10 protein-coding genes are annotated in these 12,256 nt (G+C 55.1%); 4 read left to right on the top strand and 6 right to left on the bottom strand.

Annotation, left to right across the window (positions count from 1 at the left end; all coding sequences use genetic code 11):
- The first annotated feature begins 31 nt into the window (after window positions 1-31).
- Both CFN46_RS13890 and CFN46_RS13885 read left to right on the top strand, forming a co-directional pair.
- Window positions 32-583, top strand: coding sequence for a hypothetical protein (locus CFN46_RS13890; protein ID WP_088743835.1), 552 nt, complete (start codon window positions 32-34; stop codon window positions 581-583).
- 85 nt (window positions 584-668) lie between these two features.
- Complete coding sequence (locus CFN46_RS13885; RefSeq protein WP_088743834.1) at window positions 669-1,340, top strand: RluA family pseudouridine synthase; 672 nt, start codon at window positions 669-671, stop codon at window positions 1,338-1,340.
- 136 nt (window positions 1,341-1,476) lie between these two features.
- On the opposite strand, the gene CFN46_RS13880 is transcribed toward CFN46_RS13885, so the two are convergent.
- The 4 genes from CFN46_RS13880 to CFN46_RS13865 all read right to left on the bottom strand — a co-directional run bounded on the left by CFN46_RS13880 (window position 1,477) and on the right by CFN46_RS13865 (window position 7,827).
- Window positions 1,477-2,370: a glycine betaine ABC transporter substrate-binding protein gene (locus CFN46_RS13880; RefSeq protein WP_024953153.1), complete on the bottom strand. Its 894-nt coding sequence runs from the start codon at window positions 2,368-2,370 to the stop codon at window positions 1,477-1,479.
- A gap of 224 nt (window positions 2,371-2,594) precedes the next feature.
- Window positions 2,595-3,452: a proline/glycine betaine ABC transporter permease gene (locus CFN46_RS13875; RefSeq protein WP_035160407.1), complete on the bottom strand. Its 858-nt coding sequence runs from the start codon at window positions 3,450-3,452 to the stop codon at window positions 2,595-2,597.
- Window positions 3,449-4,657, bottom strand: coding sequence for a glycine betaine/L-proline ABC transporter ATP-binding protein (locus CFN46_RS13870; RefSeq protein WP_024953155.1), 1,209 nt, complete (start codon window positions 4,655-4,657; stop codon window positions 3,449-3,451). Before CFN46_RS13870 ends, CFN46_RS13875 begins: the two co-directional genes overlap by 4 nt.
- A gap of 263 nt (window positions 4,658-4,920) precedes the next feature.
- Window positions 4,921-7,827 (bottom strand): bifunctional acetate--CoA ligase family protein/GNAT family N-acetyltransferase, encoded by a 2,907-nt coding sequence (locus CFN46_RS13865; RefSeq protein WP_088743833.1) that lies wholly within the window; start codon window positions 7,825-7,827, stop codon window positions 4,921-4,923.
- Window positions 7,828-8,091: 264 nt separating this feature from the next.
- Between CFN46_RS13865 and CFN46_RS13860 the strand changes: the two genes are divergently transcribed.
- Together CFN46_RS13860 and CFN46_RS13855 are read left to right on the top strand one after the other, a co-directional pair.
- A complete protein-coding gene (locus CFN46_RS13860; protein WP_088743832.1) occupies window positions 8,092-9,138 on the top strand; it encodes a histone deacetylase family protein in 1,047 nt (348 codons plus the stop codon).
- Window positions 9,139-9,317: 179 nt separating this feature from the next.
- On the top strand, window positions 9,318-9,950 hold the full coding sequence (locus tag CFN46_RS13855) for a helix-turn-helix domain-containing protein (protein WP_024953157.1): 633 nt from the start codon (window positions 9,318-9,320) through the stop codon (window positions 9,948-9,950).
- Between the two features lie 199 nt (window positions 9,951-10,149).
- Here the strand turns inward: CFN46_RS13855 and CFN46_RS13850 are convergent, their stop codons facing one another.
- Both CFN46_RS13850 and CFN46_RS13845 read right to left on the bottom strand, forming a co-directional pair.
- Window positions 10,150-11,115 carry a helix-turn-helix transcriptional regulator gene (locus CFN46_RS13850; protein WP_088743831.1) on the bottom strand — a complete coding sequence of 322 codons (966 nt, stop codon included), beginning with the start codon at window positions 11,113-11,115 and terminating at the stop codon, window positions 10,150-10,152.
- On the bottom strand, window positions 11,112-12,086 hold the full coding sequence (locus CFN46_RS13845; RefSeq protein WP_024953159.1) for a formate dehydrogenase accessory sulfurtransferase FdhD: 975 nt from the start codon (window positions 12,084-12,086) through the stop codon (window positions 11,112-11,114). Before CFN46_RS13845 ends, CFN46_RS13850 begins: the two co-directional genes overlap by 4 nt.
- Between the last annotated feature and the right edge of the window lie 170 nt (window positions 12,087-12,256).

Below are 12,256 nucleotides of genomic sequence, written 5' to 3'. Positions count from 1 at the left end.
TTTCTCATCTCGCGAAACACAAGGAGCCTCGATGGCCTGGGACGACAGTGCAACCCCCAAGGTGGCGCGCCAAGTACTCGTCGATCGCCTGCTGGCGGGCTATCTTCCGTCAGACAGTCACGGCATCTCGCTGGTAGACCACACAGTCGTCGGGAATGTGCTGTATACCGTACTGGAGCATCCACACGGCTATACCTTCATTCGCCAACATCTCATGCAAGCACCTCAGCATGGCGACCCGACGCGCTGGGATTACCACATTCGCGACGAAGGGACGGCTGATATCCCAATCCAGTGTCCGGAGAAGCTTCTTGCGCAGTCGACAGCCCCCGGGGAGCTTGCAGCCCAATGGCGTGCTGATACGCGTGCGGCACGTGATGATCAGGCAGCCCGCAAGCGCAAGATCAAGAAGCTCAAGCGTAGCGAGCGACTGGCAGCGATCGATGGTAGCGAGGTGGTCTTCCTGCGCGCCTTTACGGCCAGCGTGTTTATCGGTCGCGCGCCGGACGACGCAGAAGACGATGAGTACGAGTACCTCTGGGAAGATATCGACCTGCAGGCGTCACCGCTACCAGAAGACTGACGCTCCTGTATCGCGTCATCATCGCCACCTGCTTTTTATGGCGTTTTTCTTGCGTTCTCCGCACCACCGCCACAAATGAGTTCTCATGCAGCCTCAAGCCGACCCGTTCATCGTTCCGCTCTGCCACGATACCTACCGTGTATTGTACGCCGATGACGATATTCTATTGATCGACAAACCGACGGGCCTGCTGAGCCTGTCAGGCAAGCACCCGCTCAACCTGGATTCGTTGCATCATCGGCTGGTGAAAGAGTATCCAACGGCAAAGCTACTGCATCGCCTCGACTTCGGGACCTCTGGCATCATGCTGGTTGCGCTTAACAAACCGGCTAATGGTAATCTGACCCGACAGTTTCAGGACCGCACCATCAGCAAGTCCTATACCGCAATACTCCACGGTCATCTGGCCGAAGATACTGGGCGTATATCGCTACCGATTGCCAAGGATGTCGATCACTTTCCGCTGCAGAAGATCTGTCATGACACGGGCAAGACCGCCATCAGTGATTTCCGTGTCATCGAGCGTCTGGAGGCACCCCAACGGACGCGCGTCGAATTCACTCCGGTGTCGGGGCGCACTCATCAGCTGCGAATCCACAGCCAGCAGATTGATCATCCAATCCTGGGCTGCGATCTCTACGCAACTGATGAAGCCTTCTTCATGGCCGAGCGTCTGATGTTGCACGCCGAGATGATCGCCTTTGATCATCCTGTCAGCGGAGAGCGCATGGAAGTGCGTAGTCCGTGCCCTTTCTGATCACCCAGTGAAGCGAAGATACGGGCAGCGCGGCGGGATGAACATCACGAAATGAAACGCCCCCACAGGCAAGCCTGCAGGGGCGTTTTCATGAGAGCTATCAGTGCATCAGTGCAAAGACAGCTCGTCCGTTCGCTTACTGAGCCGTTGCCGGCAACCAGCCTTTGACGATATCCGGATGACTATCCACCCATGCCTTGGCATTCTCGTACGGGTCGGCGTCTTTCTCCTGATTCTTGAGCATCACCTGCCCCATCTGCTCCGGCGTCCAGTGGAAGTTGTCCAGAATGCTATAGACCTCTGGCATGTCTTCCTTGAGCCCCAGACGCGCGATGGTGTGGATCTGCTCGGCGCCGCCATACACATTTTTCGGGTCATCAAGGTACTTGAGATCCCAGCGCGCAAACATCCAGTGCGGCGTCCAGCCGGTCACCACGATATCGCGCTTGCCCTTGATAGCATTGTTGAGCGCAGCGGTCATGGTCGCGCCACTCCCCGTCCTCAGATCAATGTCTTCCAGGCCGTAATCCTCAACCACTTTTTCCGTCAGACGCGTCAGGCCTGCACCCGGCTCGATACCGATGATACGGTCATCAATATCATCGCCTTGAGTCTTGAGGTCTTCGATGGAATTCAGCTTGCTGTAGGTAGGTACAACCAGCCCTAGCTTGGTGCCATCCAGATTGACGCCGAGATCTTCAATCTTGGCGGAGACCTTCTTCATGTAGTCTTCATGAGTCGTCGGCAACCATGCAGCCACCATGCCGTCGGCATCGCCGAAGGCTACAGCCTGCCACATGGCAGCAGCAGACAGCGACTTGAGTTCGACGTTATAGCCTTGCTCTTCCAATACCGCCTTGACCACATTGGTTGAGGCTACTTCAGAAGACCATTCGACATAGGCCAGAGTGACATCGCCTTTATCACCTGCGGCGTAAGCCCCACCTGTTGCTGATAGTGCCGCGCCCAACAACAATGCCTTGGCGGTGGTCGATGTCGCGCTTGCGAAGGTATATCCCTGCTTATTCATCACTTTCCCCTTTTGTGCGTATGTGCTTGTCACTAAACATCTTCGTGACAAGGCGTGCCCCAAGAACTTGAACATGTCGATGAAGCGTGGGTTAGGTGTAAAGCCTTGCCTGCCGTGACACCCGCTGGCACTCATTGTGGCCAAGGGAGCGACCGGCCCACTATCGCCTGACAGGGTATGCCAGGCGATAGTGATAGCGCCTCACGGCGCGCAGTCATACCTGATCAAGAACGCGGTTTCTTTTCTTTGCTAAACGTCTGGGTCAGGCGATCCAACAGCATGGCCAGAATCACGACCGCAATACCGGCCTCGAAGCCATCACCTGGACGCAGGCGTTGAATGGCTTTCCAGACTTCATTGCCCAAGCCATCTGCCCCGATCATGGCCGCGATCACAACCATCGACAACGCTAGCATGATGGTCTGATTGATACCGGCCATCACGGTAGGCAGTGACAGCGGGAGCTGCAACTTGAATAGCTTCTGACTGCGTGTGGCGCCAAAGGCGTCAGCCGCTTCGATCAGATCGTTAGGCACCTGGCGAATACCCAATGTCGTGAAGCGAATCGCAGGCGGCATCGAGAATATAACTGTCGCGAAGATGGCCGAGACAGACCCGATCCCGAAGAATGGAATCGCCGGAATCAAATAGACGAAAGCCGGCATGGTCTGCATGAAATCAAGTGTTGGCATGATGACCTTGTAAAAACGGTCCGACAGCGCAGCCAATATTCCCAATGGCAGCGCAATGACAACGGCCACCAGTGTCGCAATGACAACCAGTGTCAGAGACTCGATCATCGGGTCCCACAGATCGAGATTCCAGATCAGCCCTAACCCAAGGACAGCGCCAATAGCGAGACGTGTCCCTGATAGCCGCCAACACAGCAGCGCAACCATGGCGATCATTGCCCACTCGGGAAGCCACATCAGAGAGTCATTCAGCACTCCGATGCCAGTTTCAGTGAACTTGGAAATACCACGCGTGATGCTGGAATAGTTATTGGTCAGGTAATCCAGACCTGACTCGATCCAGTCTCCCAATTCAATCTTGGGGATAGTAAAGCCTGTTGATTCACTCATGCGTTTGCCTCCCCTGCTTCAGCCAGCTCAGCCAGTACGGACCCCTTCACCACAACACCCATCAGGCGCGACTGCTCATCTACCACTGCCAGCGGATGATTATGTCCGGCAAACAGCGTGAACAGATTGTGTAGTGGCTCTTCTGGCGAGATCTTGCAGCAGTCAGAATGAATGAGTTCAGTCAGGTCCGTCAGATTTTCACGCACGGCACGCTCAGCATCTTCTGCAGTGACAATGCCAAGCAACGTACGATCACGACGCACGACAAACAGACTGTTCAGTCCGTTCTCACCCATTTTGCGCAGCGCAGTGCGCGGGCCATCATCATCACGTGCCGTCGCACGCACATCAGTCATCGCGGATTGAGCCGTCAGAATACGTGACATGTCCACACCCTCGACGAAGCGAGCCACATAGTCGTTGGCAGGATGGGTAAGAATACTTTCAGGAGAGCCTATCTGTACGACCTCGCCATCCTTGAGCAGGATGATGCGATCCCCGATGGAAAGCGCCTCATCAAGGTCGTGAGTAATGAAGATGGTGGTCTTTTTCATCTTGTGCTGCAGAGCTAATAGCTCCTGCTGCATATCCTTGCGAATGAGCGGATCAAGCGCAGAGAAGGCCTCATCCATCAACAGCACGGTTGAGTCGTTGGCCAATGCTCGCGCCAGGCCCACACGCTGCTGCATTCCCCCCGAAAGCTGACTGGGGTACGCATCCTCCCAGCCGTCCAGCCCCACTTGTTTGAGCGCATCACGCCCACGTTGGAAGCAGACTTCCTTGTTCTCGCCGCGAACTTCCAAACCAAATTCAGCGTTCTGCTGCACAGTGCGGTGTGGGAACAACGCAAAATTCTGGAAGACCATCGAGAAATGCTTACGACGGCACTGCAGCAACGACTTGTCATCCAGTTTGGCTACGTCCTGACCATCGATGATGATCTCACCCTCGGTAGGCTCTATCAGACGATTGAGGCAGCGGATGAGCGTCGATTTCCCTGAGCCGGAAAGGCCCATGATCACAAGCAACTCGCCTTCCATGACATCGAAATCGACACTGGAAAGCCCAAGTGTCTGGCCGGTCTTCTCTAGTATTTCTGGGCGTTTCATTCCCTGGTCACGCAATGTAAGCGCTTTGTCTGGCTGATTGCCGAACACTTTGCTCAGATTGCGCACCCGGATCTTCACATCGCGAGTGTCAGTCATTGGCTTTCCTGTTGTCTGTGCACAGGAAGTGACCACTACGCCAGCCAAGCACGCACCACTCTTTCGCATCACCAAGAGCAATGCTTATAAGTATTACGCACCAACAAAACGTGGCGTCATCCCCTGCGCCAATTCCTATAAAGGATTCTTATATTTGTAATGATGATACAGAGTTATTGATACTCACTCAAACCCAAACAAACTATTATGCGACGAAGGTAGAATACCTAAAGACTTCCCGACCCACCATTTTCAACATCAACTCACGCCTTGGACTCCAAGCGTAAGCGCTGCCAGTCATTCATCGGCTCGTTGAGCCGAATGCTTGCATCAATCACCTGCTCTTCCATGTTGTACCGACACGTAAATCCAAGGTGCTTCATCAATGCACGCATGGGGTGGTTATCGATCATGATCTTGCCCACCATTTCCAACGTGCCCAGTGAGCGGCAGTAACGCAGCATCTTCTCCATCAACAATCGACCTATCCCTTCTCCCTGCAGATCATCACGAATGATGACCGAGAATTCGGTACGAATATTGTCTGGATCGTTCCACACACGCACCACTCCGAGCATTTCCCGCCGCGCTACATCGCTGGAATGATCCTGTACGTCTCGCTCGGCAATGAATGCCATCTGACGGTCGTAATTGATCTGCGCAAGCAGCGACAGATCGCGTTGACTGAGATCAGCCTTGTGATGGAAGTAGCGGAAACGAATGCTTTCCTCCGATAGCCTGGCATGGAAGGCCGTAATCAACGGCGCATCCTCGCCTCTTATCGGACGTACCTCGACCTGCATGCCACTCTCGAGCTGAAATGATTCCCGTAATTCCTCTGGGTACGGCATGATCGCGAAACGTGCCGGTTTACCGAGATCCAAAGTGAAATCTACAGCCACAGCTTCATCGCGATTGAGCAATAACGGATTGATTTCCAATCCACGAATGTCAGGCAAATCTGATGCCAGTTGTGCCAACTTGACCAACAAGGTGCATAAACGTAAGAAATCGCGCTCTGGGTCAGGTGAATGCTCCGCAATCAGTCGTGAGGCATGACTGCGTGAAATCAGCTCCCGCGCAAGTGTCATGTTGAGCGGGGGAAGTGCGACCTGTCGGTCTGCCAGCACATTGACCTTGTAACCACCAAGACCAAACACCACGATAGGCCCAAATTCGTCATCGCGAGTAATACCCGCACTCAATTGCAACGAATGCTTGCCTCGCTGCATCGGCTGTAGGCAGAACTCGTGGATATGGGTTTTCGCGTTGCCACTGCGCCCTCGCTCGATATCGCGCTCCGCCACCTTATTCGTGATACGCCGAATGGCCAGTGCGATATCTTCAGGACCAGAGAGATCCTGTACGACGCCAGAAGACAAGCGCTGCGGATAACGCCGATAACGGAATGGCTGACTGTTATGTTCATGCACGACACGCAGCGCGTAAGGCCCATTGCGCACTGGAAGATCATCCTGCTGAGCACTGCGCTGCAGCTCAAGCACTGCTCTCGCACCTGCCGACGCATCCGTCACATAACGACTCGGTGCAGTGGCAATGCCATAGGTCTCCAGCACATGAGCCGTCTCTGAGTGCGTCAGCCATTCGCGCCCCGCTCGACGCGCGCTATGCACCAGGTCGTGCGCGCGGGCCCGTATTTCGGCAGTCGTCGAGAACGATAAGCTCGGCGGCGTTTGTTGCAGTAGTGATTGCACGCGGTGGTAATCAACCATCTGCAAGAAGGCTTTGACGCCCTTCTCAGGTGAAAGATAAGTGGGAATTCCCGCGAGATGGCACTCATGGCGTGCTGCCAGCGCCTGCTCCAGCCCCATCCAGCTGGTCAACAGATTGCGACGAAATTGCTTGCGATGGGCAATCAGTGCCTCAGCAGTGGCGCGAGATGGTGCAAGGCGAGTCGGTGCATGCACCACGAGCACCGCGTCCACCCCGTGATCATTGGCGACGATATTCACTGCAGCCAAAAAATCTTCCGGTGTGGCATTACCCCCGAGGTCGACCGGGTTTCGCCCTGGCAGGCTCACATCCAACTCACCCTTGAGCAGTGCCTGGCGACTCTCTTCGCTCAACTCTGCTAGCTTGCCACCACCCGCCATCAGCTTATCGATAGCAAGCAACGCTGGGCCCAAGCCATTGGAGACAATCGCCAGTCGGTCACCTCGCAGCGGCTTCATGCGATTCAAAGTTTCCAGTGCATCAAACATGTCTTCACTATCATTGACGCGCACTACCCCGGCACGAGCCAATGCCGCATCGACAATACGATCGCGATTGGGAACACCAGGAGTGACATGCGTACCGAACAAGTCGGCCTCAGGCGTACGACCACTCTTTATCGCCAATACCAAGCGGTTACGTGATGCTTCACGCAAAGCCGTCATGAAGTGCATTGGGTCGTGGATACGCTCGAGGTGTAATAGTAGTGCTTGGGAGGGCCCGTACTGATTCAGATAATCGATCAGATCCGGCAACATGACATCGACACTATCGCCCAACGTCACCAGGTGAGAGAAGCCTATCCCGCGCCCTGCCGCCCAGTCGATCATCGCATTGCCCAACATGCCGGACTGACCGAGATAGGCAACCTTGCCCTTGGCTACCGGCTGGCCACTGAAAGAAGCATTAAGATGGCTATTGGGCGCACAGATTCCCATGCACTCAGGGCCTAGAAGGCGAATCCCACTGGCACGCGCTGCCTTTAGCAGGCGGCTGTTCAAATCTTCCTGTTCGGAATGAATTCGCAGCGTCTCTGGTACAGGTGACCGTGAGTCGCGACGCGTCAGCATCTCCAGCCCTTTCTCGGTCGCTCGGGCAAATGAGCTGACGGGCGTAGGGGCAACGCCGCCTGAAATCAGCAGCGCGGCCTTCACGCCGAAGCGTCCGAGCCTCTCGACCATTTTCGGCAGAGTCTCTGCGGGAGAACATAGAATGGCAAGATCCGGCACTTGAGATAGATCACTCACACGCCGCACACAGCTCACGCCATGCACCGTCTCATATCCCTTGGGATTGACGACCTCAAGAGTGCCCTTGAACCCTCCTTCCAACAGATTCCTGAGTACCTGCCCGCCAATGGAATGCGTCTTTTCCGAAGCGCCAATGACCGCCACGCTGCGGGGCTCGAAGAAATTGCGCAGAAATCGCGTGCTCATGTGCTTGTCCTATCAGACCTGCGTAGTGAATACCTTCATCTCAGCATGCCGCGAACGATGTTCCCTGAACAGCCACATGCAACGGATAAATCTATTCGATACATCGCACCCTACCGCAACACGCAACGAATAACGCAGCTTCTCCCTCTTAACAGCAAGAACGTCCTTCGCTAGACCATCCGCCACTATCTTGCATGGCGCTCGGCTCTTAATGTAATGCCTATACTTTGCATTATGACAAACGCTTTACCAGCGGGCATGCCGATGATCACCTCATACATTTCTCATAGCGACTGCGCTAACCACTTCATGGGGCCAACACACCCGGAAAGTCCGTTGCGCCTGCAGGCGATCGAACGACGTCTAGCGCTGAGCGGAGTGATTCAACACGTTCAGCAATACAACGCCAGACCTGCAACGCTCGAGCAGCTTTCGCGTGCGCACCCTCTGCGCCATCTACAAGCACTAGAGAAATGCCCACCGCAGAATGGTCAGTTACTGGCCCTCAATGACGACACGCTGATGTGCTCCGATAGCCTGATAGCAGCACGCTTGGCAGCCGGTGCAGTCGTGCGTGGAGTAGACCAGGTCATGCGCGATCAAGCTGATAACGTCTTCTGTGCGGTACGCCCCCCTGGCCATCACGCAGAACGTGCCGATGCCATGGGCTTCTGCTTCTATAACAACGTTGCAGTAGGCGCATTACATGCACGCCAACACTACGGCGTGAAACGTATCGCCATTCTTGATTTTGATGTACATCAGGGGAATGGCACGGTAGATATCTTCAAGCACGACTCGGACACTCTGGTCTGCTCATCCTTCCAGACCGCCATGTATCCTTGGCGTTATCTGGAAAGCAGCTGGGACCACATCCACAATACACCGCTTGAAGAAGGCAGTGGCTCCCTCACTTTCCGACGCGCGATAGAAACTCAGTGGTTAAAGCGACTCGACGACTTCAAACCGGAGCTGATAATGATATCCGCTGGCTTTGACGCACATCGCGAAGACCCGATGGCAGAATTGTGCCTTGAGGACGATGACTATTACTGGGTTACACGCTTCGCGATGGACATCGCACGACGCCATTGCCACGGACGTATCGTCTCGGTCCTGGAAGGCGGCTACTGTCTGGACGCGCTCGGCCGCAGTGCCGAGGCCCACATCAAGGCGCTGGTGGGCTTACCGATGGAAGATGGCCTATCCACCACTTCACGCCTCACCCCCAAAACGAGCCATGCCTCCACCACCAATGCTGATCATGCGGCTCGGGGCACCGACAGTGATCGTGAGCACCGACTGTTCTGACCCGTTTCCTTCTTGCAGGAAACATCGGTGGCTTCCCGAGCAGCATTCACGCTGTCGCTGATAGCAATGCACATGACTTGTCGAGACTCTGTGTGGTTTTCCATTCGTGATAAGCTGGCGAAAAAGTTTCCTATAGTAAACATATGGCCGCCAGTGCCCCAGACGACAGCGAAGCCCTCATGAGCACACCCACTGACAAGGATGCAGCCGTCCGAATCGCCTCCGGCCGCAAGCCCTTCGTAGAACCTCTAAAGCTTGGCGAGCGCGTCAAGCAAATTCGTCTCTCCAATCACTGGACCCTGGAAGATGTCAGCCAACGTACCGGGCTGGCTCGCTCTACGCTGTCCAAGATCGAGAATGAACAGATTTCGCCGACATTCACCGCAGTGCAGAAACTGATCAGCGGCCTCAACATCGATCTACCCCAGTTACTGAGCCCGCCCAAGCGTCAGAGCGGCACTCTCGGACGCCGAGACCTCACCCGCGTGGGAGATGGCAAGAGCCATCCGACGCCTACCTATGAGCACGAACTGCTCTCATGGCAGCTGGCTCAGAAGCGAATGATTCCCTTCAAGACTCGTGTACGTGCTCGTAGCTTTGATGACTTTCCGGACTGGGTACGCCACGACGGTGAGGAATTCCTGATGGTGCTGGAAGGCAGCATTCAACTCTACTCGGAGTTCTATGAGCCACTTGCGCTGGGTAATGGCGACAGCATCTATTTCGACTCCGATATGGGTCATGCACTGGTTTCCACCAGTGAAGATGACGCCGTAGTGCTGTCCGTCTGTACGCGTACCGACACTGACTAGCCATTATCTACTGATAGCTTTTGGCTAAACCGTTTTAAATATTTATTGCAGCATAGAGAATATTTTACCAACAAAATCATGATAATGAGATTCTAGGAACAAGAGAATAAAAAACGCCTATTAGCGATTAGCTAGTAGGCGTTTTTGTTCTTCATTCTCTGACTTGACGCTCAGTCCTGAAATCTCATCGATTTCACACTCAGTCATGCTGTGTCGCATCGCCACGCCAGATCAACTGACCGCATTCGCGAAGATCGTACCCACCCAGTGACTGAGCTAGCTGGATGCCATGCGGCGTCATGAGGTAACCAAGCATGCCTTGAAACAAATCACGGAAATAGACGTTCCGCGGTACGACAAGATCAAATGCCTCTTCACAGACAGGCACGAAGCCAAGACCAAACTCATTGGCAGCGGACAAGGTACCAGGGCCGACATCAACCTCGCCACGCGCCACCAGTGAAGCAACCTCACGTTCCGAGTAGGCAATCGCGAGCGTGTTGAGCTGTTCGGGACGCATTTGATGGCCTGATAACCATTCCTGCAAGAAACGCTGCGAACCGGCACCCTCCTGACGCACCGCCCAGCGCCGCTGAGCGCCGAACAGCCCGCCCGGATCGACTGGCAAGTGGCGATCTCCATTACGAATGATCAAGCCCTGCGTGCGCCGCGCCAACCTGACCAGCACCCATTGCCGATAGCCATCATGTCCGCGAATCAATGCCGGATGGCGCAGCGCGGCCTCTTCTGCTCGCCCCCAGTGAATGGCGCAAACATCGGCGCGCCCCTGACTGAGCAAGTCCAGCCCAAGCCGCGTCCCCGTCACACTCATGCCATAGAAAGCACTGCCACCATGCTGCTGATTGAGGCGCATGGAAAGTGCAGCCAACAGTGGATCATCACTGCCGGTAAGCATGAGCCGATCAGCTAGTACGCCGTGATGACTGGACTCCAGTATCCATTGCTCTACCAGACGGCGCGGAAATAGCCACTTGCCCGTCACCTTGGTGGCCGGCATGGTACCGTCACTCGCTAACTGATAGATCTTTTTCTCATTGAGGTGCAACAGCCTGGCGACTTCCTGCACCGTCAGGAATGGATTGTCATGGCCAACGGGCGTAGCGGAGGAAGCTAGGGGCGATGTCGGTGCAACGGGCTGATTCATGGCTTGCCTCTCTGCTCCTTGGTGGCATAACTATTGGCGCCCTTTCCAGAGTCTTTCATGACGTCAGCCGCCCGCGGGGCCGGAATGGCATCCAGTACCAGTCGGCCAACAGAATCGATGGCCTGAAAATGCTTGCCCTTGGCACGTGCGATCAGCAGCACGCCAAAGCGCTCTGCCAGCTCAACGCCCTTCTGCGTGACGCCTGAGCGCGACACCAGCACTGAAATGCCGGCCTGAGCGACCTTGAGCACCATTTCCGATGTCAAACGCCCAGTGGTATAGAAGATATTGGCACCTGTGTAGTCCACCGAGCCAGAACCGTCTATTGATCCAAAGCTGTCAACCGATCGAGAGGTCTCTGTCAGTGCTCCACGCAAGGGAGACAGCCAGCTTAATCCTGCCAATGTATCGACCGCATTGTGACGCCCGACATCCTCAATGAAGGCCAGCACCTCATCATCACGACATAACGCACAGCCATGCACGGCACCCGCCTTGCGATAGGTGGCATTATGCGCCGTCAATGCATCGAGCAATCGATAGAGCAACGCCTGACTGAAAGGCCGTGAATCAAGCGCAGAGAGCGACTGACGTTCAAGAAGATTGCCGAAGACCGTACCCTGACCACACCCTGTGGTGACGGTGCGCTTGCCAAGCCGCTGCTCGATATCGTCTGGTAGATGACGTGTCACTACCGATGCACTTTCTACTTCCCAGTCCACCTGGAGGGCTTCAAGGTCTTCAAGCTCACCCAGCAGCCCTTGGTTGCGCAGATAACCGGCGACCAACGCTTCGGGCTCAGCGCCCAGAGTCATCAGCGTGACTATCTCACGCCGATTGAGATATATGGTCAGTGAGCGTTCTGCTGCAATGGATTGCTGATATCGCTGACCGCGCTCATCCATCACTTCGATATCCAACGTGGTAGGCAGCTTGGCATGACTGATCGCAGGCTGTACGGAAGTGTTCATGACGTTGGGTTCTCCCTCATCGAGCCTGATTCACTACACGGCGGTACTGCCGAGCATTTCTAGAGCCACCTTCCACAGCTGTTCAGTAGACTGCGTCATCAGTAGAAGTGCAGCAGTACGGATAAGCGCAGGATACCAGTGTCCTTATCTCAGTGTCTTTTCGCGATATA

The sequence above is a fragment of the Cobetia sp. QF-1 genome (assembly GCF_002213105.1).
Lineage (GTDB): Bacteria > Pseudomonadota > Gammaproteobacteria > Pseudomonadales > Halomonadaceae > Cobetia > Cobetia crustatorum.
This window is presented reverse-complemented; position numbering and strand designations above follow the sequence as displayed.